The 24,287-nt window shown below is 55.4% G+C and carries 23 protein-coding genes; 19 read left to right on the top strand and 4 right to left on the bottom strand.

Annotation, left to right across the window (positions count from 1 at the left end; genetic code table 11):
• Positions 1 to 8: 8 nt before the first annotated feature.
• On the bottom strand, positions 9 to 905 hold the full coding sequence (locus KGB21_RS20030; protein WP_223506484.1) for an NAD-dependent epimerase/dehydratase family protein: 897 nt from the start codon (positions 903 to 905) through the stop codon (positions 9 to 11).
• Between the two features lie 138 nt (positions 906 to 1,043).
• Here KGB21_RS20030 and KGB21_RS20025 point away from each other — a divergent pair, with 138 nt between their 5' ends.
• From KGB21_RS20025 to KGB21_RS20015, 3 genes are all read left to right on the top strand, one after another.
• The gene (locus KGB21_RS20025) at positions 1,044 to 1,931 is read left to right on the top strand and encodes a LysR family transcriptional regulator (protein ID WP_223506483.1); all 888 of its coding nucleotides are present in this window, start codon (positions 1,044 to 1,046) and stop codon (positions 1,929 to 1,931) included.
• A 479-nt stretch (positions 1,932 to 2,410) separates the two neighbouring features.
• The gene (locus KGB21_RS20020) at positions 2,411 to 2,800 is read left to right on the top strand and encodes an EF-hand domain-containing protein (RefSeq protein WP_223506482.1); all 390 of its coding nucleotides are present in this window, start codon (positions 2,411 to 2,413) and stop codon (positions 2,798 to 2,800) included.
• A gap of 37 nt (positions 2,801 to 2,837) precedes the next feature.
• Positions 2,838 to 3,452, top strand: a complete 615-nt coding sequence (locus KGB21_RS20015) for a glutathione S-transferase family protein (protein WP_223506481.1) — start codon at positions 2,838 to 2,840, stop codon at positions 3,450 to 3,452.
• A 111-nt stretch (positions 3,453 to 3,563) separates the two neighbouring features.
• On the opposite strand, the gene KGB21_RS20010 is transcribed toward KGB21_RS20015, so the two are convergent.
• A complete protein-coding gene (locus KGB21_RS20010; protein WP_223506480.1) occupies positions 3,564 to 4,613 on the bottom strand; it encodes an SDR family oxidoreductase in 1,050 nt (349 codons plus the stop codon).
• An 856-nt stretch (positions 4,614 to 5,469) separates the two neighbouring features.
• Between KGB21_RS20010 and msrA the strand changes: the two genes are divergently transcribed.
• The 6 genes from msrA (at position 5,470) to KGB21_RS19980 (ending at position 11,898) form a co-directional block, all read left to right on the top strand.
• Entirely contained in the window at positions 5,470 to 5,919 is a 450-nt protein-coding gene (gene msrA, locus KGB21_RS20005; RefSeq protein WP_223506479.1) for a peptide-methionine (S)-S-oxide reductase MsrA, read from the top strand.
• A 57-nt stretch (positions 5,920 to 5,976) separates the two neighbouring features.
• A complete protein-coding gene (locus KGB21_RS20000; protein ID WP_223506478.1) occupies positions 5,977 to 7,599 on the top strand; it encodes an ABC transporter substrate-binding protein in 1,623 nt (540 codons plus the stop codon).
• Positions 7,600 to 7,947: 348 nt separating this feature from the next.
• Positions 7,948 to 9,147 carry an MFS transporter gene (locus KGB21_RS19995; protein WP_223506477.1) on the top strand — a complete coding sequence of 400 codons (1,200 nt, stop codon included), beginning with the start codon at positions 7,948 to 7,950 and terminating at the stop codon, positions 9,145 to 9,147.
• Positions 9,148 to 9,418: 271 nt separating this feature from the next.
• Positions 9,419 to 10,795, top strand: coding sequence for a sensor domain-containing diguanylate cyclase (locus tag KGB21_RS19990; protein ID WP_223506476.1), 1,377 nt, complete (start codon positions 9,419 to 9,421; stop codon positions 10,793 to 10,795).
• A 237-nt stretch (positions 10,796 to 11,032) separates the two neighbouring features.
• Entirely contained in the window at positions 11,033 to 11,479 is a 447-nt protein-coding gene (locus KGB21_RS19985) for a GNAT family N-acetyltransferase (RefSeq protein WP_223506475.1), read from the top strand.
• A 200-nt stretch (positions 11,480 to 11,679) separates the two neighbouring features.
• Positions 11,680 to 11,898 (top strand): hypothetical protein, encoded by a 219-nt coding sequence (locus tag KGB21_RS19980; RefSeq protein WP_223506474.1) that lies wholly within the window; start codon positions 11,680 to 11,682, stop codon positions 11,896 to 11,898.
• Positions 11,899 to 12,017: 119 nt separating this feature from the next.
• Here KGB21_RS19980 and KGB21_RS19975 read toward each other — a convergent pair whose 3' ends face one another.
• Positions 12,018 to 12,638: a tyrosine-type recombinase/integrase gene (locus tag KGB21_RS19975; RefSeq protein WP_223506473.1), complete on the bottom strand. Its 621-nt coding sequence runs from the start codon at positions 12,636 to 12,638 to the stop codon at positions 12,018 to 12,020.
• Positions 12,639 to 13,018: 380 nt separating this feature from the next.
• Between KGB21_RS19975 and KGB21_RS19970 the strand changes: the two genes are divergently transcribed.
• Entirely contained in the window at positions 13,019 to 14,470 is a 1,452-nt protein-coding gene (locus KGB21_RS19970) for a DUF1254 domain-containing protein (RefSeq protein WP_223506517.1), read from the top strand.
• 611 nt (positions 14,471 to 15,081) lie between these two features.
• Here the strand turns inward: KGB21_RS19970 and KGB21_RS19965 are convergent.
• On the bottom strand, positions 15,082 to 15,471 hold the full coding sequence (locus KGB21_RS19965; protein ID WP_223506472.1) for a response regulator: 390 nt from the start codon (positions 15,469 to 15,471) through the stop codon (positions 15,082 to 15,084).
• Positions 15,472 to 15,695: 224 nt separating this feature from the next.
• On the opposite strand from KGB21_RS19965, the gene KGB21_RS19960 reads away from it, so the two are divergent.
• The 9 genes from KGB21_RS19960 (at position 15,696) to KGB21_RS19920 (ending at position 24,172) form a co-directional block, all read left to right on the top strand.
• Entirely contained in the window at positions 15,696 to 15,905 is a 210-nt protein-coding gene (locus tag KGB21_RS19960) for a hypothetical protein (RefSeq protein WP_223506471.1), read from the top strand.
• 667 nt (positions 15,906 to 16,572) lie between these two features.
• Positions 16,573 to 17,349 (top strand): transporter substrate-binding domain-containing protein, encoded by a 777-nt coding sequence (locus KGB21_RS19955; protein ID WP_223506470.1) that lies wholly within the window; start codon positions 16,573 to 16,575, stop codon positions 17,347 to 17,349.
• A gap of 64 nt (positions 17,350 to 17,413) precedes the next feature.
• Positions 17,414 to 18,091, top strand: a complete 678-nt coding sequence (locus KGB21_RS19950) for an amino acid ABC transporter permease (protein WP_223506469.1) — start codon at positions 17,414 to 17,416, stop codon at positions 18,089 to 18,091.
• Positions 18,088 to 18,822 carry an amino acid ABC transporter ATP-binding protein gene (locus tag KGB21_RS19945; protein ID WP_317846735.1) on the top strand — a complete coding sequence of 245 codons (735 nt, stop codon included), beginning with the start codon at positions 18,088 to 18,090 and terminating at the stop codon, positions 18,820 to 18,822. Before KGB21_RS19950 ends, KGB21_RS19945 begins: the two co-directional genes overlap by 4 nt.
• A 20-nt stretch (positions 18,823 to 18,842) precedes the next feature.
• The gene (locus KGB21_RS19940) at positions 18,843 to 20,078 is read left to right on the top strand and encodes a cysteine desulfurase-like protein (protein ID WP_223506468.1); all 1,236 of its coding nucleotides are present in this window, start codon (positions 18,843 to 18,845) and stop codon (positions 20,076 to 20,078) included.
• Positions 20,079 to 20,114: 36 nt separating this feature from the next.
• Positions 20,115 to 20,984 carry a MurR/RpiR family transcriptional regulator gene (locus KGB21_RS19935; RefSeq protein ID WP_223506467.1) on the top strand — a complete coding sequence of 290 codons (870 nt, stop codon included), beginning with the start codon at positions 20,115 to 20,117 and terminating at the stop codon, positions 20,982 to 20,984.
• Positions 20,985 to 21,038: 54 nt separating this feature from the next.
• Positions 21,039 to 21,935: an allantoinase PuuE gene (locus KGB21_RS19930; RefSeq protein ID WP_223506466.1), complete on the top strand. Its 897-nt coding sequence runs from the start codon at positions 21,039 to 21,041 to the stop codon at positions 21,933 to 21,935.
• Between the two features lie 57 nt (positions 21,936 to 21,992).
• Entirely contained in the window at positions 21,993 to 23,429 is a 1,437-nt protein-coding gene (hydA, locus tag KGB21_RS19925; RefSeq protein WP_223506465.1) for a dihydropyrimidinase, read from the top strand.
• Positions 23,426 to 24,172 (top strand): fumarylacetoacetate hydrolase family protein, encoded by a 747-nt coding sequence (locus KGB21_RS19920; RefSeq protein WP_223506464.1) that lies wholly within the window; start codon positions 23,426 to 23,428, stop codon positions 24,170 to 24,172. The genes hydA and KGB21_RS19920 overlap by 4 nt, the downstream gene beginning before the upstream one ends.
• Positions 24,173 to 24,287 lie beyond the last annotated feature (115 nt).

The following is a 24,287-nucleotide window of genomic DNA, read 5'->3' as shown; positions in this document are numbered from 1 at the left end:
TTTGTTAATCAGAGCCCTTGTTCAACTGCTTGCTCAAGCGACGGACCACTGGGTTGCCAAGCCAAAAGCTTGCGCGCGTTGATGGCGCGTACACGTGCGTTTGTCGCCAGCGCAATCCGAGCGAAACCACCCAGTTCAGACATCGCATCATTAATGTCCCAACTTATGGTTTTGCCTTCGAAGCCAAGGGACTTGCTCACTGCGCGCGCGATTGATTCGAAGGTGCTTTCACCATTCTCTGCAAAGAAAAATGCTCCGGATGGCGCGCGTTCCAAGGCTGAAAGGTAAAGATCCACAAGGTCGTTGATGTTGACGTTGGACCAGATCGTTTTGCCGCTGCCGACGTAAACCCCGGCACCCAGTTCTTTGGATTTCGCAACGATTTTGGGTAATTGGTCACTCACGACCTTCATGCCTAGGCCGTTGCCGTAAACCGTCGACGGGCTGATTACAAATGCGCGCAGACCTTGGTTGACGCCAGCAGTCCTGACCATCCGATCGATTTCAATGCGGGGAACGCGGTGCAGCATGGGTGTGAAAGGCTGATCATCTCCGTAAATGGCCTGACTGGGTTCACCTCCCATCGCGTCGTCACAGACGATGCTGGCTCCGCTGGTATGGATGAGAGTTTTCCCGGTACCGGCCAACGCAGTGATCAATGCTCGAATGGAGAAGTAATGATCTGAGTTCGCGGCATTGATAGTGGCGTCGGCGGAGCGCGCGACCTCTTGAAGCAAATCGGCGTCATCAAGCGTTCCGATCTGCGCAGCAATGCCGCGCGCTTCCAACCATTCAGCTTGTGCAGGCGTCCTTACCAAACCGATAACCTCATGTCCGCTTTCGACCAAGCGGTGGCTGATGGAACCGCCTAAGTACCCCGATGCTCCAGTGACAAATACTTTCATCTTCATTCCTCTGTGGTGACGTTTTAGCTCACCACGCTTGTGCATCACAGCGCGGCGCAGAGCGTGTTGAAGAATGGTGCGGTATTCGCAAAATGGAGACTATCGGGTGATTTTGAATATCACCTATCCGAGATCAAAATGAGTGATCGTTTCCAAGAGTTGAAGGTGTTCGTTAGAGCGGCTGAGACAGCGAGCTTTTCGGCAGCAGGCCGGGAGCTTGGTTTATCTCAGCCCTCCATCTCCCGAATAATTTCTGAACTCGAATCAAGATTAAATACGCGGCTGTTGCTGCGTAGTACCCGTCGAATTGTGCCAACGGAGGCCGGACAGGTTTTTTTGCAAAAAGCACGGCAGATTCTGTTTGATCTGGAGGAGGCCGACCACGTCGCAATGGGGATGGACAGCCTGAAAGGTGTACTGCGAGTGGCGCTGCCCTCCATCCTGGCGGGAAGGATTGTCATCCCCCAGTTGCCGAAATTTTTGGCAATCCATCCTGAGCTGAAACTGGAGCTTCTGACGTTGGACAGAATGCATGATCTAGTCGCTGAAGGCGCTGATGTGGCGATCCGTTTTGGCGAATTGGAAGACTCGTCATTTGGTTTCAAGCGACTCGCGATTGAGCACAGGTTGTTGGTTGCCTCGCCATCGTTTTTGGATGCCGTGGGCACTCCTCAGCATCCATCGGATCTGGTGAATTTTCACTGCATTGCAGGCCCTGGCGGGTCAGCAAGTCCAGGCTGGAATTTCAGCCGTGATGGCGTATCGACGGTGGTGAAGATGTCACCGCGTATCCGTGTCGCTTCGGCAGAGGCTGCCCTGGCCAGCGCATGTTCGGGGCTAGGATTGACCATTGCGTCTGCTTGGATATGTGAAGCTGAGTTGGACTCTGGGCAACTGATTTCGGTCTTGCCGGACTGGCTGCTGGATTCAATTGAAGTCAATGCCGTTTACCCAGCAGGACGGGTTCCTTCGCAAAAAGTCCGGCTATTCACTGAGTTTCTTTCAGAGGTGATGCTGTCCCTTTGAGCGGCAACAGGTGAGTTCAGCTGTAACGCGCGTAGACCATAACGGATGCTGTTCTATTCAATCGCGTGAATTCGATATGCCGCTCCCCAAAAAGAAAAAAAACTTTGCTGATTTTTTCATTGAGCTGGTAGATTCTCCTTAATGATAGCGATCGCTATCAATGTTGTTGATAGTCCAACGTAAGCTCGATGGTGGGGTCTTCCAGCATGTCAGTCTCAAGCGTCAGCAATGCAGCCGCTACATACTCTCAACAAGCCTCGGCTACTCCTAGGCCGACACCCCTGACAACCGATGTAAGTACAAATACTGACCGTCCAGCCGACGTTGTCAACGAACCATCTCCATCCACTGTAGTGACCCTAAGCGAGGCGGCGAAGAATTCTGCCTCTCAGGTTGATGCAGAGAAATTTCCGGGGCTTGCCGCTTACGCCCGAGGTGAGAAAAACATCACTCTTACCGTTGAGGAAGGGAATGAGGGCGTGCGTCTCGGCATCATCAAAGTTGGAGTAGACAAAAGCTCCATGCCGCTTAGCGAGGCTTGGGCGCCACAGCTTTTCGTTCAAGCAGGCGACGGCAAGGATCTCGATCTCAGCCATTTCGTGAAGCAGCTAAATCGCGCTGGAGTCAGCGACGCCAACGCCCAAATCATGTTCAAGACCTTCGACAAGTCTGGCGATGGCAGCCTATCGCTTGATGAGTACTACGCCGGTATCAAGTCGGGCGGCAGCCAGAACACCGAGCTGTTTCAGCGACTCATCGACACCTACACCCGCAATGCGGACGGCAGTGTAAACGACGCCGCTACCAACCAGTTCCTGGCCCAGGGTCTGGCCGTCGCCACCGCATTTTGGTCGCGCCACAGCGATTGATTCACCGCTGGGACTTTGAACGCTAAAAGAGTGTCTTATGAACAATTTGATAGAGTTGTATGGCGCTAACACGGGGAATAGTTTCCGGGCCGCAATCGCACTGGAAGAGGCAGGCATTGCCTATACAGCCAGAAAAGTGGATCTATGGGCCCATGAGCAGCGCGATATGCCTTACAAGGCCCTTAACCCAGCTGGTAAAGTCCCGACGCTGGTCGACCATACGCTGACGCCCGCGTTGGTCGTTAACCAATCCAACGCAATTATCCAATACGCGGATGCCAAAGCCCCCGGCCGGTTGGCGCCGATGTTGCCTGACCACGAATCTGTCAGAGTTTTTGATCGCTACTTCTTTTTCGTGACTGACGTTATCGCTCCTAGCCACGCGGCATTCTTCCTGCGCCAAGCGGGAATGGATGATGCCGCCACCGTGATAGACAAGCGCGTCATCGAGCAGCTCATTTTCGCGGAAAGTTTTCTCACAGAGGAATTCATGGCTGGAGATTTTTTCTCTATGGCCGATATTTCTGCATTTACGATTGCTTCATCTGTTCGCGACCGTTTGGACTGGAAAAGCCATTCACGGCTGTCAGATTGGTTTCACGCCATCGAAGCTCGGCCTGCCGTCCAGCGGGGCTTGAACGCCTTTCTATAGATGGGAGGAGCAAAAGTTGCTCGGGCAGGAGGAAGGTAAGCCGCCAGGACCTCAACATCCTGGCGTAGCGGTGTAGTGGAGTAAAGCTTTAGTGACTGTGCAACAAAATCATCACGGTAGAAAACGTTTTGCTCGCAAGCTAGCGATCATTTCGAGCAACGCGACTTCAGTGTGCATAGGCTCCGTGAAACCGGCACGGCGAATCTTGCCCATATCCGAAAGCAGGTCCTGTTGGAAGTTGAATACAAAGTCTCCAAACCCCCAGTTCACTAACTGTGCATATGGTATGGGTTGCAAGTCGTGTTTCTTTGCGAGGTGCTGCCAAACATATGCCTGATCAGCCATGTGCGTGCTCATCGACATCGGTTGTGGCTCATCGATCGGCAGGTCAAGGGCTTCACCCAGCTTCTTCCACAGGTGATTCCAGCGGAACGGTTCACCTACCAAGTTAAAGGCTTCATTGCGAGCACTATCGGCAGTTGCGGCCCATAGGCTTGCGCGTCCAAGCCAGCGGGCATCTGTTAATTGAGCGTAAATGCCACGATAGGTGTGGGGCGAACCGGGGAATTTGAGTGGCACGCCGGATTCGCGGCACAGTGCCGCGTAAGCACCGATGACCATGGCTATATTGAAAGGATTGCCAGCGATGTCGCCCAATACGGCATCCGGCCGCAGAATTGACCATTCCAACTCGCCGGCGAGCTGGCGTTCACGCAGGACGTCTTCCTGGGCGAAATACAAATTCGCCGCCAGATGCCGAGACGCATCTTCGTAAAACGGCGTAGGAACCGGCCCGCCCAAGTGGCCGCCGTATACTTTCGCGCCCTGGTACAGCACGACCCGCTGAACGTTGGCTCCAGCGGCTTTCAAACCGTCGAGGACGTTGCGCAACATCGCCGCATTGGTCTGTGCCTCAATGAGAGCATTGCCATTGGGCTGGTAAGCCGCGAAAAAAACGTGGGTGATATCGCTGACATCCCCCAGTGCGGCGTTGGTAGCTGCTGCATCTGTGAGGTCGCACTCGATGGAATCGACATCCGGGTTCAGACTACGACGCAGGGCGCGGACACTCCATTGCGGATCTGCCACCAAGGTCTCCACCACCGCATTACCGATGATGCCGCTGGCTCCAACGACTAACGCATGAAGATGAGTGTTCATGCTCGGCCCTCCTTGGTCATGCAGACACACGCACGGCGGGCTGCAATCTGAGCGCTTGAAAGATTGTTGCCATAGCTGAACGAAAGCACCATGAAAATTCCTGAGCAGATAAGAATGGCGTCACGCGACGAGCAGCTATGCTGCGTCATTCATCACTCCTTCGGTATCCACTAACCGTGAACATCAGATATCCGAAAATCAAATGAGTGGTGGTTTTGAGGAAGTGACACGGCTGATTATTCGTACCATTTCGTGGCTTTTAAAGCACATTCTCGACTGACCGCTATTGGCCGTTCTCTGCCGATCATGGTTACAACGCGTGTTGGTCAAATCCGATGCAATTGCTGGTCAGAACGATGCAAGTGACTGGTCAGGTCGAATGCAAACGGGTGGTCAAGTGGAGCGCAATTTCGCAGAAGATTAACCTCGGTTCAAAAATTTTGAAATTTCTCTGCGACAGCTATGTTGGTAGACGGGTTTCGAAAGTCCCGACTGATTGTGATTTCGAGGGGGGCGTCTTGGCCGGACGCTTACAAAGAAACGCAACACACACACTTCCGCGATGGTAATTGCCAAGCAAGCTCAAATTTATTTGAGCCAGCCACACGGGGGGATTTCATATGGAGCAACTAACTATCAAGTATCACACTGTACCTGAAGTGCTTCTTGATACAGTGTGATACACGACTCTTAAAACTCTCTTAGTCTTTAGTAAAAATCTAATAAGGTTAGCGTAAAAAAGTCTTTTGGCTCTTATTGAGTTGTCACCATACTCCACCGTCGCTGCGTCGGCCCTAGTTAAAGGGGCGGGGCTGGACGGCGCACTTTCAGTAATTTCGATAATAAGAGGTCAGGCATGAGCAATAGTGAAAAAGCCACGTTCGGTGCAGGCTGTTTCTGGGGCGCCGAGGCGTCGTTTCGTGCACTTGAGGGTGTGGTCGACACCCGCGTGGGTCTGGCTTCGCCGACTGACGATAGACTGTTGCAAATAGAAGTAGTGCAAATCGAATTCGACCCCAAGACACTGGCGTATACGCAGTTAATCGAGCATTTCTGGGGTCTGCATAACCCGACTTCAGTTGATCGCCAGGGCAGTGATATTGGCGCCAAGTATCGCTCTGCAATTTTCTTTCATAACACCGAACAACAAGAGCTGGCGCAGGCCGCCAAACGTTCATTGGATGAATCCGGCCAATTGAATAAGCCGGTCGTGACCGGCGTGCTGCCTCTGGGGCACTTTGCATCGGCCAGTGAAGAGCATCAGCGTTATCTGGAAAAGCACGGCAAGAGCAGCTGCTCCATCTAAGTGTGCAGGGTAGAGGGCGCCGCTCTTTTCCAATTCATGACAATAACCGAGACCTTCATGTTTAAACACACCATCATCCCATTCCTGTTCAGTGCAGGACTGATTGCGTGCGCGCCGTTCGCGCAAGCTGCCTCCACCCTAGTATATTGTTCCGAAGGCAGCCCGGCCGGTTTCGACCCCGCCCAATATACGACCGGTACCGATTTCGACGCATCGGCCGAGACCATCTTCAACCGCCTCACCCAGTTCGAACGGGGCAGTACCACGCTGGTTCCGGGGCTGGCTAGCAGTTGGGATGTGTCAGCGGACGTGCTGACTTACACGTTCCACCTTCGCGAAGGCGTCAAGTTTCACACCACGCCTTACTTCACACCGACCCGCGACTTCAATGCCGATGACGTGTTGTTCACTTTCAACCGCATGCTGCTTAAAGACCATCCGTTCCGTACCGCCTATCCGACCGAGTTCCCGTACTTTACGGACATGGGCATGGATACCGGCATCGTCAGCATTACCAAAGTGGACGAGCATACCGTTCAGTTTCGTCTGAAAACCGTGGATGCGGCATTCGCCCAGAACATGGCCATGAGCTTTGCCTCGATCCAGTCTGCCGAGTACGCCGCGCAACTGCTCAAGCAAGGCAAACCAGAAGACCTGAACCAGAAACCGATTGGTACCGGTCCGTTCGTGTTCAAGAGTTACCAGAAAGATTCCAATATTCGCTTTACCGGTAACCCGACGTACTGGAAACCGGAAGACGTCAAACTCGATAACCTGATCTTTGCGATTACACCAAACCCGTCTGTGCGTATCCAGAAGCTGGCAAAAAACGAGTGCCAGGTCAGTTACTATCCGCGTCCGGCGGATCTGGCGTCGCTCAGGGCTGACAAGAACCTCGTCCTGCCGAGCCAAGCTGGGTTCAACATCGGTTATCTCGCCTATAACGTCTCGCCTAAGATCAAAGGCAGTGACGAGCCCAATCCAATGGCCCAGCTGAAAGTCCGCCAGGCTTTGGACATGGTGATCAAAAAGCAGAACATCATCGACGCAGTGTATGAAGGTGCGGGCCAACTGGCGGTCAATGCCATGCCGCCGACGCAGTGGTCTTACGACACCACGATCAAGGACGCGCCGTACGACCTTGACAAGGCCAAACAACTGCTCAAGGAAGCCGGAGTCAAAGAGGGCACCGAAATCACATTGTGGGCAATGCCTGTGCAACGTCCGTACAACCCCAACGCCAAGTTGATGGCTGAGATGATTCAGGCCGATTGGGCCAAGATCGAGATTAAGGCGAAGATTGTCAGCTACGAATGGGGCGAGTACAACAAGCGCGCCAAGCAGGGTGAAAACGGCGCAATATTGATTGGCTGGAGCGGCGACAACGGTGACCCGGACAACTGGTTGGGCACCCTGTTTGGGTGCAGTGCGCTGAATGGCAACAACTATTCCAAGTGGTGCGACCAGCCTTACGACGCGTTGATTAGGGAAGCCAAAGCCACCGCCGATCAGGGCCGTCGTATTGAGCTGTACAAACAGGCGCAGCACCTGCTCAAAGACGCTGTACCGATCACACCGATTGCCCATTCGACGGTCTTCCAGCCGATCCGTAATAACGTCACAGGCTTCAAGATCAGCCCGTCTGGATATAACTCGTTTTATGGTGTGGGAATCCAATAAACGGTCGACTGTACTGTAGAAGCTGCGGGAGGCTGGGGTAAGGTTCGCACTGCTTTCAACAGTTTAATTTTCAGCGACCTGCTCCCAGTCCAGAGTGTGGGGAAATACTTTATGACATCGTCGGCGCGAAGTGCCGACGGCTAGGTAAGCTGACGAAGTTTTCGTCGCTCGTGAATGAGATGAAAGAAAGGCCCTTGGAGGGCCCTTTTACAAGCTAAACAAACTCACTTGGTTAGCTACGACTCAACGGTCGCGGAGCCATGTTCCGCTTTCAGTGCAATTTAGCGATGAATACTCAGAACCGGCGGTGGAGCGACTTAGAAGCGAACACTGCGACAGGACGTCATCATGCGTAAGGATTACCTGGCTTTTTTCATTTCGTTGTTTCTGTCTCGACTGGCGGATCAGATCTTGCTGTTTATCGTACCGTTGGTGGTTTTCCAAACCACCAACAGCGCGTCCTGGGCGGGGCTGGCGTTTTTCGTCGAATCGCTGCCGCGCTTTCTCGCATTTCCGTTGTGCGGAGCCTTGTGCGACAAGTTCTCGCCCGTGAGGATACTGCACATCAGCCAGGTCTACCGGGCCATGCTTTGTGGGGTAACTGTGGGGCTCTATACCCTCTTCGGCGGCATCGTCTGGTTGGTGATGCTATCGGCGTTGTGCGGCGTGTTGACCACCCAGGGCATCATGGCCAGGGAGGTGCTGATGCCCCATGTCTTCCAGCACTACAGCTACACCAAAACCTTGTCCTACTCCCAAATCGCCGATCAAACCGGGCTGGTTCTCGGGCCCTTGGCAGCGGCGCTGTTGCTGGAGGTTTGGGGCTGGTACTGGGTGGTTCTGTGGGTCGCGGGGTTGTTCCTGCTGGCTGACCTGAGCATGCGGGTTTGGCAACGTTGCAGCCGTATCTCCTTGGCGGTGTTCGAGCAGCACCAGGACATCTGGCTGCAACCTCTGCGTATCGCCTTCGGGCATATCCGACAGCAGGTGGAGTTGCAAAAAATCATCACGCTGGCCGTTGGCGTCAACCTGATCGTCGGGGTCACCCTGGCTACATCGGCGGCCATGGTGATCGGCCACTACGGTGGCGGCAAAGATGGCTATGCCGCGCTGCAAGCTGCTGGCGCCGTGACCACCATCGCGATCCTGTTCTTCCTCGCCCGGGTGGTGCTGCCGCTGCGGATGCTGGGCGGTGTCGGCTATGCAATGATCGCCGCCGGTGCCTTCATCAGCGCCCTGAGCCCTAACTTGGCTGGGTATACGCTGGGTTTTCTGTTGATTGTTGGCTTCGACAAGATGTTCAACGTCTACATGCGCAGCCTGCGTCAGCGGGTAATTCCGCCCCAGGACTTCGGCAAGACGGTGGGCGTAATTACTTTACTCAACAACCTGTCTCAACCACTTGCCGGCCTGCTGGTAGCGCTGCTGGCCGCACCTTTGGGAACGGATCGCGTCATTCTACTCCTGGCCGTGCTAACCACGCTGCTCGGCGCGGCGGCTATATACTGGTTTGCCAGGGCTGGAAGCTTGCGAGCAGGTGTCTCATGACACACCGCTTTTGGCCGATTGAAGCTCCTCGTGACAGGCAGAAATCGGCCCAGAAGCAGACATCCAGAAAAGACTTCACTAGCTTCTCACTGCCTAGACTTATTCGAAGCGCGATATTTGAGCGCCGAATATTTGGGTGTCATGGGTCAGTTAAGGAAATAACGCGTAAATATAGGAAACAGAGACAAAGCGTCTATAACTATAAAGCAATCGCAAGCTGGCCCTGTGTTGCCAGACAAGCGCCGTCCAATTCGACACTGGAGTAATCGACATGAGGCGGATGCTCGAGCACCCACGGGCGATCAAAATCGGCTGCTGTTTGATAGTGGTACTGTTGACCCTTCTCGCGATTATCGGGGTGGTCGACCGCTACCAGCGGCAGCGTCTGTTGCTGATAGAGGGGCAACAGGCATTGCTCAGCCAGCGAAGTACATGGGGTTTTAGCACCCTGGTGCGCCAACTGACGACCCACAAGCTTCAACTATCACTGCTCTTGGCAAATCCTCTTCCGGCAGGGTGTCTGTCAGAGCAGTACATTACCGAGCAACGGCGCACCACCGCGGTTCAGACTGAGGATGTCGAAGAGCTGTCTCAATTTACTTTGCGTGTCCCCATTCAGCAGGTAGCCCCCTTACCCAGTCCAGAAGCGCCTCGCATGCGCCTGCTCCGGGGCGTAATCCAATTAACCAGCCGCCAACTTCTCGGTTATAGCTGTAATGGGCATTTCGCAGTGATACGTGAAACACAGACGCAAATACGGCCACCGCCACTGCCTCCTCGCACAGCGATCGGCCCAGCGTTTATCGATGCATTGATTGTGCATGTCGCGGTGACGCAGGGTCAGGCTCCTCCCTTATATGTCGATGTTCGTTTCACCGACAACAAAGCTGACCTGTTTCCTGGCACAGTCGCCGGTTGGCCTTCGACTTCGGCCTCGAATAATCAGGACGAGGAGCGTTTTGTCCGAGACTTCGTCGATCCGCAGCTCGCTCTACGGGTACAGTTTTATAGCGAACCACTCATACCGACTTTCGCCGCTTTATTCCTGAGCTGGAATGGTCTCGGATTGTTACTGCTGGTTGGAATACTGGCTTGCTTGTTTCTCATCAACTGGCTCGTTGCACAACTGATCGATGCCTACCAGTTGCAATATCGAGCCGCTACCCGCGATTTTCTGACTGGCTTGTACAACCGTAGAGAAGCGATGGCATTAGCCAGCGCCGAGCTGGCGAGAGCGTCGCGTAGGCACGGTTCGTTCTGCATACTGATGCTGGATATCGACCACTTCAAAAAGGTCAATGACACCTACGGGCATGACGGAGGTGATGAAGTATTAAAATTCTTCGCGCAGTTGCTCATTCGGACTGTTCGGCAACAGGATCTGGCGGCTCGTTTCGGCGGGGAGGAGTTCCTCATTTTGCTGCCCGACACGGAAATCTCCGGCGCAGAACTAATGGCCGAACGTGTGATACAGACCCTACACGCTTCGTCGCTAGACTACGCCACAACCCGTATCAACGTGACTTGCAGCCTGGGTGTCACCGCTTGGAGGGGCGCTGATGACTCGCTTCAGGACATGCTTGTCCGGGCTGACTCGCTGCTTTACCAAGCTAAACAACAAGGGCGTGACCGATACGTTAGCGATTGAGAGGAACTCACCCGTACTTCAATAGCTGAAGACAATTGCCGTTTGCGACTCATCACTGATTAACTCGTTTGACCACAGGAGGACTCCGGTGGCCATCTGCTACGACCAGTGTTGAACGGTTTCTGCCTGTGGCGACCGGCTGCAATGGGTCGATAACCGCCACTTGCATATCTCATAGAGTGCACACGAAGATTCTCGACCAGCCAAAGCGGCTTAACACCGGATCAAGGACGATGCATGAAACAAGTCGAGATTCATCACATCACGCACCTGCCGCCACAGATTCTGGCTATGGAAAAAGAGGCAGGTAAAGAGGGTTTTAGATTTCTCACTCGGCTGATTTCCGAATGGCACTCCGGAGCGAATCGCTTCGATGCACCCGGAGAATGTCTCATAGCGGCGTATTTCAACCAGCAACTGATAGGCATCGGAGGCCTTTCAGTTGATCCATATGTCGAGACTAATACGGCAAGGCTGCGACGGGTTTACGTCGCAGCTTCTTCAAGGGGGCTACACGTAGGTCAAACGCTAGTAAAAGTGCTGGTCGCACATGCCACTCTTCGCTTTCAGAGCGTGCGTCTTTCCACCGATACGCCCGAAGGAGACGCGTTTTACCTGCACTGTGGTTTCATGCGAACAGAGGATGCCCATGCCACTCACATCATGCTGCTAGGCGACACCTGAATCACTTTATCGGCCAGCAGCACCCTGACTCGAACGTCTGAAATGGGTCGACCTCTGCCGGTCATAAACTAGGGACGTACGGGTCAAATTCGGTCCAAAGGATCGTCAGATCGAGTCCAAATAGCTGGGTAGATCTGGGAAAGGCAACGGCGAGATGAGATGAGCTAGGCTTCCGGCATCATTACTCAAGGACGACCGTCATGCCCGATAACTCAAATTGCAAAATCGCCACAGCGGACGCTCTGACATTGCTCCTCCACAACCAGCACGCCCTATGTGCAGCGATAGAAGAAATAACCAAGTGGCTGTCAGAAAATGGGGTCGGCAGTGTCGCCGCTAATGCGATATCGGCAATGGAAACGCTGGACACAAATGCTCAAGCCATCACAGATTCCATTCTGAGGGTACGCCAGTCTTAGATCACTCAGTGAGGTCCAGGACTGCCCTCTGATTTGAATAGCTCCCTGACTTTGTAGGCACAAATTGACTGGTAGAGGGACGGATAGCGACGGTCTGGCACGACCGTCGCAGTGAATGGTCACACCTCCGTCTGCTCTGCCATTTCCAAGGCATCATCGACTTCGATTCCCAAGTACCTGACAGTGCTTTCAAGCTTCGTATGACCAAGCAGGAGTTGAACCGCTCTCAGGTTCTTCGTCCTGCGATAAATCAACGAAGCCTTGGTTCTCCGTAGCGTGTGAGTACCATACATGGTTGGGTCAAGGCCAATGGTTGTCACCCACGCTTTGACTATTCGAGCGTATTGCCTGGTGGATAAATGCTCTGAAGCGTGCAACCGGCTCGGGAACAAGAAATCCTCACTGCGGAGTCGCGCCTGGCGCATCCACGCTTCCAGAACCGTTCGGGTCTGTTCAGTGATTTCAAATTGCACTGGGTGTTGAGTTTTCTGCTGCATCACGATGGCCCGTGACGACACATGCTCCCCATGGGCAATGTCTCGGACCCGCAGTTTGGTTAAGTCACAGGCACGCAGCTTGCTATCGATGGCCAAGTTGAAAAGCGCCAAATCACGCGTCTTCTCAGCAAGCTGAAGTCTTACTCGGATAGCCCAGATATCTCTGACTCGGAGCGGGGCTTTCTGACCGACAAGCTTTCCCTTGTTCCAAGGCTGATGGCGGTATCTAGCAATAGTGTTCATGGCTCGTCCTCCACGTTGAGGGAAGACAAGGGTGGATCAGTCACAATGGCTGGTGGTGGCTATCGACCCATAGCGGTCCTTGGCGGGCCTCTAAAGTGAATCTCTGACTATCCGCTTTTTGGTTGCTGATCACGATTGGCTGTTTAGAAGCCAGATGGTCCGTAACGGCTGCGCGTAAGTATTACGGAATTGAATCGGAGTTGCTCAGCTGCGCAAGGTGATGCTGGCTTATTGTGATCTACACTCCCTGAGCGCGTGAGTAGGCGCTTCGCCACAAGACGTATTCAAATTATTTCACCGTGACCATGAACGCTCACGGTGCCAGCTTGCTCAAAACTAACGAGGTGGAAATGAACAGGAAGTTTAACCGGGGCTGGTCAATGGCTGCGGCACTCGTCGTAGTGGGTTCAACGCTTTTTGCGGGGTGTGCAAGCAAGAACGATCCCATCACGCAGGCAGACAAGACGGATGTGACCAAGGGCGTACCCGCGCCGAGTCTCGAGCAGACCGAGGCGATCGCCGAGGAAGGCTTTATTTACGGCTTACCGCTTGTCATGAACTACGCCGTGATGCACGAATATGCTGTGGACAAGGGCGGCCCGCAATATAAGGCGCCGTTCAACCAGATCAAGAACGAGCCTCGCGTCTACACCTACCAAGACACGGCCATCATCACTCCGAACAGCGACACCCCGTACTCGTTTGTCTGGCTGGACCTGCGTGCGGAACCGATGGTGATCTCGGTGCCGGCAGTGGACAAGCGGCGTTACTACTCGGTGCAGATGATCGACGGCAACACTTACAACTACGGTTACATCGGCAGCCGTGCCACCGGCAACGAGCCAGGCCAATATATGGTGGTCGGTCCCGATTGGAAAGGCGCGCCCCCTCCCGGTATCAAAAAAGTCTTCACCTCGACCACTCCCTTCGCCGTGAGCGCCATTCGGACTCAGCTCTACAATGCCAAGGACATGCCGAATGTCGAGAAGGTGCAAGCGGGCTACAAGGTCCAGCCGCTGTCCGCCTTCCTCCATCAACCCGCGCCGCCCACTGCGCCGAAGATTGATTTCGTGCCGGCTACGACGGAAGGCATCAAGGCCAACTTCTTCGAGTACCTGTCGGCCGCGATGGAGTATGTGCCTCCATCGGCTGACGACCAGGAGATACGGGCCAAGCTGGCGAGCATTGGGGTGGGCCCCGGTCGCACCTTCGAATTTAAGGACCTCTCGCTCGAGCACAAGGCCGTGGTCCTGCTCGGGATGAAGGCCGGTGACGAGAAGGTCGACAAGTTCCTCGCGAGCGGGACGAAGATAATCAACGGCTGGAACGTCGGCGCGTACTTCGGCGACCAAACATTCTACAAGGCCGACTGGCTGAAGCGTGCCGGTGCCGCGAAAGGCGGCCTCTACGGCAACGACGCCGTCGAGGCGATGTATCCCAACACGCGCACCGACGGCACCGGCCAGACGCTGGATACCAGCAAGCGCAAGTACACGCTGACTTTCCCGGCCGGCAAACTGCCGCCAGTCAATGCCTTCTGGTCGGTGACCATGTACGACGGCAAGAGCCAGCTGCTGATCAAGAATCCGCTCAACCGTTACCTGATCAATTCGCCGATGCTGTCGGCGATGAAGAAAAACACGGATGGTTCACTGACGCTGTACATCCAGAAAGACTCCCCCGGCAAGGCTAAGGAGGCAAACTGGTTGCCCGCGCCCAACGACACGGTCTTTCTGGTAATGCGCCTCTACTGGCCGAAGACCGCACCTCCTTCGATTCTTCCCGCTGGCGACGGCAGCTGGCAGCCACCGGCGCTGGTGGTCACGAAGTAAATCTTGCGGCCCAGTGCTGACACTCGCCGTAGGTCGGTGTCGGCTTGTGCTGCCTTTTTGCCAACAGCAGCCAATCATCAAGGGCTGCTATTGGAACATGCTGCCCATCGGGCAGTTGCTCTGGGAGAAGGAGCTAATGTCGTACAAGGAATTCCCGCCAATGCAGGTGCCGGAAACCTACAACCTGGATGGCATTCTCAAAGCCATGCAGCAGAATGGTCATAACGGACACGATTAACTCTTTGGATAAACAGTCGCTATAAATCAACGGGCGCCCCAAACAGGCGTCCGTTTTTCTGAGTAGATAGATTTTTCTTTCCGAATGCCCGCTATTGGCCGATCGTGTTGAAAAAGTCGGTCCTTCCAGACTGCCCGCTTACTGACTGCTGAAAATGCCTTTTTTGCGCGCAGCTACGCGAAATCTGAGCCCGGAATCCTCTGCTTAAAGTGAAGATTTCAATCTGAAGCGCGTACTTTTCTGCCGTGGAAACCATGACCGACTGTTTTCAACAGAATCGGCCGTATTTTGCCTGTCGCGAAGGGCAAAAAACGACACAAAGTATCCATCAAGCCAGTGGTAGGAATACCTCCCACTCTTACACCAGTGGACGTTACTGTTGGAGAACAGAGTTAATGGTCATTTCTAATTGATTGAGAGTGAAAGGCTTACGCAGAAAAATCGTCGGGGGGCGGATCACCTGTTCATCGACAACATAGCCAGAAGTGAGAATCGACGGAATCAAAGGCCATCGTTCTTTTGCCAGTCGGATGAATTCAGATCCCCGGATTCCTCCCGGAAGCCCCTGGTCCGCGATGATCAAGATGCACTCACCTTTGATTATCTCGAGGTGGGACAAAGCTGCGGCTGCGTTGTCGAAAGTCGCTGATGAAAATCCAAGCTCAGCAAGAGTTTCTTCAAACAGCATCCGCACCACCGGATCGTCCTCAATGGCGATTACATGCCCGGTTGCAGGCAATTGTTCAGCTAAACGCACGCTCACTTGCGAGATTCCTTCTCCAAATTACTTATGGGTTGAAGGTTCAGTGTAAGCGCTTTTTGACCGCTCCAATGTGAAAGCAAGATTTTGGCAGGGCTGGAGGTGGATCGGTTCGAGCAAAACGGGCTAGCGGTCAGACGGTATGAATTATCCGGTGCCTGCGCACTCCACCGCCTGAGGAGCAGTTGTTTCTTAATGGCGGTGAACTCCGCTCCGAGGCAAAGCTAATGGCATCGATCGAAGATTTCAGGATCAAATCACACGAGCTCCTGATAGAGCTCGACGCAGCTACGATGGGAATGATGACGCTGGTTTCTTCCAAATGTGTATCGGGGCCGGACTGGGATTTTGCCAGCAAGAGGCAGCACGACGCCTACCAAAGCTGGGATGCTTTTATGAATGCGCCTAATGCAATTATTCAGCCCGCCGACTCATAAAACGATCCTTTCACTGGCCGACTTTGGTAAGTGGATTAATACTTCTTGTCTAATTTTCGAGAATCCTATGAATCAGCAAGAAGAGTGTTTATCAAGGGCGCTGGAAATACATCATGAGTACGAGCGGCGTCAGCTGCCATCCGCGACATGTTGAGCAAAAACATAACCATCGGCCCTGAATGGGATACTGCAGTCGCGCGGCAGCTAGCAGCCCTTGACGCATGGGTGAAGCTGCCTCGCGGGTACGGCGATCTCAAAGCACGCAACTAACTGTCCGCGATTGTACCTCTCGCGGCGCACGGGCATCGTTGGTCGTGTGATAAGACAACACACGAGACACAATCGGCAGCCTGACCTCTCCGTCGATGGGGGGCTGTGAATTGTCTAGTGCTGTTTTTGACGTAAGGCAATCCTCGGACGAACGTCCGCTGTTGGCCGTTTTCTGCCTGCCGCCGCGAAGTCTGCTGCGCGCGGCAACCTTGGTCTGTTCTGACCGTACCCAGCCCTTTTGACGCGACGCTGGAGGAAAACTGCGCTCTGTCATGGAGCAAATAATTCATAGATAAACGGTGTTGAAATAATTGCTTCACTGGATTAGTCTCAATTCCACGTTGTACGAGATCAACCGCTGTTAGCACCTACAAAATTCAAACAATCGGGAGCAAACATGAAAGCGAAAGTGATGTTGGGATTGTTAATGACGGCCGCAGTTTCACTGCCAGCCTGGGCCGCGGACTGGACCGTAGGTGCTAACGTTGGCAACGTTCCCTGGGAGTTTCAGGACTCCAAAGGTGAGTTTGTCGGCTTTGAAGTCGATGTTGTAAAAGAGGTGGCCAAACGCGCCGGAAAAAGCGTCGAGTTCGTCAATATTCCCTTCAACGGCCTGTTCAGCGCCGTGCAATCCAAGCGTGTTGAAATCGCTATCTCATCAATCACCATTACCCCGAAACGCCTGGAGTCGGTAGCTTTTGCGCAGCCTTACTTCGATAGCGACCAGTCACTCACCGCACTGACCACTTCCAAGGTCAAGAGCCTGGCCGACATGAAAGACAAGGTGGTTGGCGTCGACACTGGCTCGACCGGCGATATGTGGATCGGCCAACACAAGGACGAGTACAAGTTCGCCGATGTTTCGCGCTACGAAGGACTCTCTCCGGCCATGCTCGATTTGGCTTCGGGGCGAATCGATGGCTACCTCAGCGACATTCCGGCAGTGCTCTACTACATCAAGGACAAACCGCAGTATTCCATCGTGGCGCGTATTCCCACCGGTGAGCGTTACTCGCTGATGCACGCCAAAGGCTGGGCGATGAGCGATCAGGTCAACGACATCATCAGCAAGATGAAAGAAGACGGCACCTTAGGGAAAATCCACAAACAGTGGTTCGGCTCCGACGCCGATAAAGATTCGAGCACCATGAAAGTGACCGCTGTCCTCAAGTAAGCCCTGCCGATAATGCGTGAAAGTGGCGACACCCGTTCGCCACTTGTATTGACCGAGGTATCCCATGGATCTTTTGCAGACATTTTTCAACTGGAACGTGCTCGTCGATTCGCTTCCGCTGATGATGCGTGGTCTGGGCGTGACCATTTTGCTTGGGGTGGTGAGCATCGCCCTGGGCCTGGTGGGAGGCCTTTTGCTGGCGTTGCTGCGGTTGTACTCCTACACACCCGTTCGAGCGCTCGCACGAATCTACATCGATATCATGCGCTCCATTCCATTGCTGGTTTTGCTGGTACTCATCTATTACGCGCTGCCTTTTGTCGGCATCCGGCTGTCATCTTTTGCGGCCGCTGCCAGTGCGCTCTCGCTTGTCTCCTGCGCCTACAGTGCGGAAATTTTTCGGTCGGGTATCGAGGCCATTCCCCGTGGCCAGTTCGAAGCATCGGCTTCTCAAGGCATGAGCTTTTTCAACACCATGCGCGACGTTGTTTTGCCGCAAGCCATTCGCATCGTAATGCCGCCCATGACCAGCAACTGCATCAACGTGATGAAAGACACCGCGCTTGCCTCGGTGGTAGCGATGCCTGATTTGCTGAAGCAGGCAACCCAGGCGCAGGCACTGGCCGCCAACCCGACTCCGCTGGTAGGGGCTGCCTTGCTGTACCTGTTGTTGCTGTTGCCGCTGGTGCAAATGGTCAGCTGGGTTGAACGTCGTAACGCTTCTGGAGGTAAAACCGCATGAGCACGTTGATCGACATCGAAAAGCTCGACAAGTACTACGGCAACTTCAAAGCGTTGAGCGATATCAATCTGCAGGTCGAAGAAGGTGAAGTGGTGGTCATTCTTGGCCCCTCCGGTTCGGGTAAATCAACCTTGATCCGTTGCATCAATCTGCTTGAGAACTACCAGCAAGGCCACATCCGTGTGGCGGGCGAGCGTGTTGAAAACGGTCCGCGACTGGCCGCCATCCGCAGCGAAGTGGGTATGGTGTTTCAGAGTTTCAATCTCTATCCGCACCTCACTGTTCTCGACAATGTGTCGCTGGCGCCGATCCGTGTTCGTGGTCTGAGCCGGCGTGATGCGCATGCCAGGGCCAAGGAGCTACTGGTGAAGGTCGGCATGGGCGATCACGCGCACAAATACCCGAGCCAATTGTCTGGCGGCCAACAGCAGCGTGTTGCCATTGCCCGTACCATGGCGATGGAACCTCGCGCGATTCTGTTCGATGAACCGACTTCAGCGCTGGACCCGGAAATGGTAGGAGAGGTACTCGACGTCATGCAAAACCTCGCTCGCTCCGGCGTCACGATGGTCGTGGTCACTCATGAAATGGGCTTCGCCCGTCGGGTCGCCGACCGGGTGATCTTCATGGAAAGCGGGCGCATCGTTGAACAGAACATCCCTGAACCGTTTTTTACCGCACCTCGGGAACCTCGCACACAAGCGTTCCTGCAGGCCATCTTGCATCATTGAATCCGGCTGGAGAAAGTAGAGTGAAATCTCTCGATATTGATTACGTTCGCAAGCAATTTCCAGGTCTGGCCGATGGCTATTCCTACATGGATAACGCCGGGGGTTCGATGGTGTTGAGCACCGTAGCGGAGCGGGTCGTTGACTACATGCTCAACAGCAGCGTGCAATTGGGCGCTTCCTACCAACCTTCCGTCGACGCTGGGGCGCGAGTGATGCAGGCGCGTCATTCGGTGATGCAGTTGATCAACGCCGAGCATCCTGAAGAAGTGATCATGGGCGGTTCGACCACCCACTTGTTGCAAATACTGTGTCGTGCCATCGCCCCGTCAATCGTTCCGGGCGATGAAATCATCGTGACCAATTGCGATCACGAGGCGAATATCGGCCCTTGGATCAAACTTTGCGAAAGCCGCGGTGCGACCCTGCGCGTTTGGCAGGTCAACCAGAATAGTTGTGAGCTGGAACTGGATGACCTGCAGGTTTTGCTCAATGACAAAACCCGTTATGTGACCATGACCCACACCTCGAATATTCTCGGCTCGATCAATCCAGTCGCCGAGGTTGCACGACGTGTGCACTCAGTGGGCGCCAAGCTGTGCGTGGACGCTGTTGCTTATGCGCCACACCGACTGGTTGATGTGCAGGCCAGCGGTGCCGACTTCTACGTCTACAGTTTCTACAAAACCTTCGGTCCACACTTTGCTGTGCTCTGGGGGCGTCGTTATCTGTTGCTTGAGTTGCCGAGTCTTAATCATTTCTTTATCGGCCAGGATGTGGTGCCTTACAAATTGCAGCCTGGTAACGTCAACTATGAGTTGTCCTTCGGTTGCATCGGCATTACCGATTACTTGCTCGACATCAGCACCCGGCTTGGAGTGCAAGGCAGCGAGCGCAAGTGCATGCAGGCCGCGTTTGATGCGTTCGAGGTACAGGAAGATCTGCTCGCCGAGCGTCTGCTGGCATTTTTGCGCCAGCGCGAGGGCGTTCGAATCATTGGCAAAGCGCATACCCGCAATCGAGTACCAACGATCAGTTTCGTGGTCGAGGGCGTTCAGTCCGAGGCTATTGTGCGCAAGGTCGATGAGCACCGGATCGGCATTCGCTATGGTGACTTTTATGCGCGGCGCCTTATCGAAGCCCTTGGGCTTGACCGGTTTGGCGGGGTAGTACGAGTGTCGTTGGCGCATTACAACACGCTGGAAGAAGTCGACCGCCTCATCTCTGCGCTGGATCAAGCAATCACTGCGTTGCGTTGACAGGCACACACACTTCTAACTTTATGAGCCTTCATTATGGCCTTACCTGAAACCCTTGCAGAGCTGCGTGACTGTATAGCGGCCCAGCACGAACAACTGACCGGTCGCCTGCGTGATGCAGCCCGATTCCTGATCGACAACCCGCATGAGATCGCACTCAGCACGGTGGCCGAACTGGGTAAGCGTTCGAGCATCGCGCCTTCCGCTTATATTCGGCTGGCTCAGGCTCTTGGCTTTGCAGGGTTCAAGGATTTGCAGCGGTTGTTCCGCGCACCGCTGCAACAGGTTGCCGACACTCATAGCGAGCGCATTCGGCACTACGGCGGTGAGACGTTGCTCGAGGACCCGAGCGACGTCGGCGGGATTCTGCGTGAGTTCAGCCAGGCCAATATCGTTTCTCTGGAACACCTGGCCGAAGGCGGCGAACAGGCCAATATCGAAGCAGCCATCGGCCATCTGCAGGTCGCGCGCACCACCTTCGTCATCGGTATGCGCCGCGCCTTTCCGGTGGCGGCGTATCTGAGCTACGCGTTAAGTCGTGTGGGCCGGCGAACCGTGCACATCAGCGGTGCTGGCGGTACGTTGCCGGAGCAAATCAGCGCCATTGCCGATGATGATTTATTGATAGCCGTCAGCTTCCCGCCGTACGCCAATGACACCGTTGAGGCTTGTCGTCTGGCGCGGGCCGCAGGCGTGACGCTGGTAGCGATCACTGACAGCGTTCTGAGTCCTATCGGGCAGATGGCCGATACAGTAATCGAGGTCAACGACGCTGAATTACTGGGCTTTCGCTCGCTCACCGCTTCTTTCTGTATTGCGCAAACCCTGGCCATGGGACTGGCCTTCAGCGAGTGGCAATCGGACAGCACCTTTAGCCATGACCGGTTGAAAGAGATCGACTGCTAAGTCGCGACTTTCGCCACGTACTTATTTAACCAGTCACTTCAGGAGAATATCCCGATGGTTTCACCTGCACGCGATTTAGTGGGTTACGGTAGACAACGCCCGAAAGGTACCTGGCCGAATGGCGCACGTTTGGCCATCAGCCTGGTGATCAACTACGAAGAAGGCTCCGAACGCTCGCTCGCCATGGGCGACCCGGACCAGGAATCCATGACCGAATGGGGCAGCTATTCAATACCCGACGGCACACGCAATCTGGCGATGGAGTCGATGTACGAGTACGGGTCTCGCGTCGGCATCTGGCGAATCCTGGATATTCTCGACCAGCAATCGGTTCGTGCGACTTTTCATGCTTGCGCAGTAGCCTTTGAGCAGAACCCTGATGTGGCACGCGCTGCCGTTGCAGGTGGTCATGAAATTTGCAGTCACGGTTATCGCTGGGAGGAAGTGTTTCGCCTGACTGAAGAGCAAGAGCGTGAACACATGCGTTTGGCAATCGAGTCATTCGAACGCACCTGCGGCAAGCGTCCCGTGGGCTGGTATTGCCGGTATGGCGCCAGCGTCAACACCCGTCGGCTGGTCGCTGAAGAGGGCGGTTTTCTCTACGATTCCGATGCCTACAACGACGATGTTCCCTACTTTGTCGAGGTCGAGGGTAAGCGTCATCTCGTGGTGCCTTACACCGCCGACGTGAACGATTTCCGCTACTGGAATTCTCCTGGGCTTTCGCAAGCATCGGATTTTCTCGAGTACATGAAAGAAAGCTTTGAGGTCCTTTATGAGGAGTCGGTTGAAGGGCCACGCATGATGTCGGTCGGGCTGCACCCACGCATGGTGGGCCGCCCCGGGCGTGTAAGGGCGATCAAGCAATTCATCGAGTATGCCAAGCAACACGGCGGAGTATGGTTTGCTACGCGCGAAGAAATCGCCCGTGCCTGGCTTGAGCGAACTTGATTGAAGACACGCGCCGCGTGATCGGCGCGGGCCGGTTACTTCTGGAAGAGACCTGATATGCAACCTTTTGATACGGTGATTCGCAACGCCCGCGTGGTAACCGCCGCTGACACATTCACCAGCGATATCGGTATTCGTGATGGGCGCATCGTTTCCCTTGGCCTGGACCTGCCGCAGGGTCACCAGGAAATCGACGCGGCAGGCCGGCATGTCACCCCCGGAGGCATCGACAGCCATGTGCATCTCGACCAGCCGACTGGCGACGGCTCGGTGATGGCTGATGACTTCTTCAGCGGCACGGTCTCGGCGGCCTGCGGTGGCACCACCACCGTCATCCCGTTCGCCTGCCAGCAGAAGGGCGAAAGCCTGCGCGCTGCCGTCGATGACTACCATCGTCGGGCCGGTAACAAGCCGGTGATCGATTATGCCTTCCATCTGATCGTCACCGACCCCACCCCGCAGGTCCTGCGTGAAGAACTGCCGGCCTTGATTGCTGAAGGCTATACATCGTTCAAGATCTACATGACCTACGATGCGCTGAAGCTGGGCGACCGGGAGATTCTCGAGACGTTGTCGGTCGCGCGCCGTGAGGGCGCCATGGTGATGCTCCACGCCGAGAACAGCGATTGCATCGCCTGGCTTACCGAGCGACTACTGGCGGCCGGGCTGACTGCGCCGCGCTACCATGCCGCGTCGCGGCCGATGCTGGTGGAGCGCGAAGCGACCCATCGTGCCATCGCCCTTGCCGAGCTGGTGGACGTGCCGATCCTGATCGTGCACGTCTCGGGTCGCGAGGCCGTGGAGCAGATTCGCTGGGCCCAGAGCCAGGGGTTGAAGGTGTACGCCGAAACCTGCCCGCAGTACCTGTTCCTGACCGCCGACTCGCTGGGGTGTGACGACAGCTTCGAAGGTGCCAAGTGCGTCTGCAGCCCGCCGCCGCGCGATGCCGCAAACCAGCAAGTGATCTGGGATGGCCTGGAGAACGGCTCGTTCGAGATTTTCTCGTCAGACCACGCCCCCTTTCGCTTCGATGGCCCGGATGGCAAGAAGGCCCACGGTGAAGAGGTGTCGTTCGACCAAATCGCCAACGGTATTCCCGGTGTCGAAACCCGCATGGCACTGCTCTGGTCCGAAGGCGTGCGCAGTGGGCGCATCACCCCGCAGAGCTTTGTTGCGCTGACCTCCACTAATGCCGCCAAGATGTATGGGTTGTATCCGCGCAAGGGCAGCATCGCTATTGGTGCTGATGCCGACATGGTGATCTGGAACGAAGGTGAGGCGGTGCACCTGTGCAACGAAATGCTGCACCACAACGTCGATTACACGCCTTACGCCGGCATGACGCTGAGCGCCTGGCCGGCCATGACGCTGTCTCGCGGTGAGGTGGTCTGGGACGGCGAGCCGCGCGGTGAGGCTGGTCGCGGCCGGTTTCTGCCGTGCGAGCGCCCGGCGCCCGCGCAACTGCGCCGACGTAAGACCGAGTTGGATTTGTGAGTGCGGTCGCGCAGGTGGCCGCCATCCTGATTCGTGGATGGCGTGAGGGACGCCAACAACCGTTGCCAACCCTGGAACTGGCTAGTGAGGCCGAAGCCTATGCCGTGCAGCACCAGGTAGCGGATGCCCTCGGCTGGTTCACCTGCGGGCCGCCAGCGGCCTGGAAACTGGGTGGCGCTCCGGGAGGGCTGATCAGCGCCGCCGGGGTACCGGCAATGGCGGTACACCCGTCGGGTTGGCAGGTTCCGCCGGGCGATGCCTTCGGTTTCGGGATCGAGGGTGAACTGATCGTGCGCCTGTCGCGCGACCTCGACCAGCACACTGATCTGGCCATGGCCTGTGCGGCGGTCGATGTGTGGATGCCGGGCATCGAACTGTGTGGCACGCGTTGGCTGCAGGGCGATCAGGCCGCGCCACTGCTTCGGCTGGCCGACCAGCAACTTAACCGCGCACTGGTACTCGGTGCACCGCAAACATTGAGGGAGATGCCGAATTGGTCAAGACAACAGGTGGCGTTGCGGGTGGCCGGGGAGCCTGCGTTCGTCGGCGTTGGCAGCCATCCGTTCGGTGATCCGCTGAGTTCGCTGCCGTGGCTGGCGCGTCACGCTGCAGCGCAGGGCAGTCCCCTGCGAGCCGGCGACCTGGTGGCTTGTGGTAGCTGGACCGGTATTTACTGGGCGCCGGCCGGGGTGGAAGTGTACGTTGAGTTTGCCGGGATAGGTCGGGTTGCCTTGTCGACTTGATGCGGTTCAAAGGCTTGCCGATTTCAGTTTTCGAAGCCAGCCGGCGCATTGCTCCTGCTTAAAAGGCGTGGGCTTTGAGGCTTGCCTCTGGGCATTCCCTCAGGCCCCTCTGGAG

Origin of the sequence: Pseudomonas sp. GL-RE-29, from assembly GCF_019947275.1 — a bacterium.
Lineage (GTDB): Bacteria > Pseudomonadota > Gammaproteobacteria > Pseudomonadales > Pseudomonadaceae > Aquipseudomonas > Aquipseudomonas fluorescens_A.
The sequence above is the reverse complement of the archived record's forward strand: the minus strand, read 5'-3'. Positions and strand labels throughout refer to the sequence as shown.

What these genes read in the sequence shown, in the direction of transcription:
- KGB21_RS20030 (WP_223506484.1), bottom strand. Translation starts at nt 905, where the DNA reads ATGAAAGTATTTGTCACTGGAGCATCGGGGTACTTAGGCGGTTCCATC.
- KGB21_RS20025 (WP_223506483.1), top strand. Translation starts at nt 1,044, where the DNA reads ATGAGTGATCGTTTCCAAGAGTTGAAGGTGTTCGTTAGAGCGGCTGAG.
- KGB21_RS20015 (WP_223506481.1), top strand. Translation starts at nt 2,838, where the DNA reads ATGAACAATTTGATAGAGTTGTATGGCGCTAACACGGGGAATAGTTTC.
- KGB21_RS20010 (WP_223506480.1), bottom strand. Translation starts at nt 4,613, where the DNA reads ATGAACACTCATCTTCATGCGTTAGTCGTTGGAGCCAGCGGCATCATC.
- msrA (WP_223506479.1), top strand. Translation starts at nt 5,470, where the DNA reads ATGAGCAATAGTGAAAAAGCCACGTTCGGTGCAGGCTGTTTCTGGGGC.
- KGB21_RS20000 (WP_223506478.1), top strand. Translation starts at nt 5,977, where the DNA reads ATGTTTAAACACACCATCATCCCATTCCTGTTCAGTGCAGGACTGATT.
- KGB21_RS19995 (WP_223506477.1), top strand. Translation starts at nt 7,948, where the DNA reads ATGCGTAAGGATTACCTGGCTTTTTTCATTTCGTTGTTTCTGTCTCGA.
- KGB21_RS19990 (WP_223506476.1), top strand. Translation starts at nt 9,419, where the DNA reads ATGAGGCGGATGCTCGAGCACCCACGGGCGATCAAAATCGGCTGCTGT.
- KGB21_RS19985 (WP_223506475.1), top strand. Translation starts at nt 11,033, where the DNA reads ATGAAACAAGTCGAGATTCATCACATCACGCACCTGCCGCCACAGATT.
- KGB21_RS19980 (WP_223506474.1), top strand. Translation starts at nt 11,680, where the DNA reads ATGCCCGATAACTCAAATTGCAAAATCGCCACAGCGGACGCTCTGACA.
- KGB21_RS19975 (WP_223506473.1), bottom strand. Translation starts at nt 12,638, where the DNA reads ATGAACACTATTGCTAGATACCGCCATCAGCCTTGGAACAAGGGAAAG.
- KGB21_RS19970 (WP_223506517.1), top strand. Translation starts at nt 13,019, where the DNA reads ATGGCTGCGGCACTCGTCGTAGTGGGTTCAACGCTTTTTGCGGGGTGT.
- KGB21_RS19960 (WP_223506471.1), top strand. Translation starts at nt 15,696, where the DNA reads ATGGCATCGATCGAAGATTTCAGGATCAAATCACACGAGCTCCTGATA.
- KGB21_RS19955 (WP_223506470.1), top strand. Translation starts at nt 16,573, where the DNA reads ATGAAAGCGAAAGTGATGTTGGGATTGTTAATGACGGCCGCAGTTTCA.
- KGB21_RS19950 (WP_223506469.1), top strand. Translation starts at nt 17,414, where the DNA reads ATGGATCTTTTGCAGACATTTTTCAACTGGAACGTGCTCGTCGATTCG.
- KGB21_RS19945 (WP_317846735.1), top strand. Translation starts at nt 18,088, where the DNA reads ATGAGCACGTTGATCGACATCGAAAAGCTCGACAAGTACTACGGCAAC.
- KGB21_RS19935 (WP_223506467.1), top strand. Translation starts at nt 20,115, where the DNA reads ATGGCCTTACCTGAAACCCTTGCAGAGCTGCGTGACTGTATAGCGGCC.
- KGB21_RS19930 (WP_223506466.1), top strand. Translation starts at nt 21,039, where the DNA reads ATGGTTTCACCTGCACGCGATTTAGTGGGTTACGGTAGACAACGCCCG.
- hydA (WP_223506465.1), top strand. Translation starts at nt 21,993, where the DNA reads ATGCAACCTTTTGATACGGTGATTCGCAACGCCCGCGTGGTAACCGCC.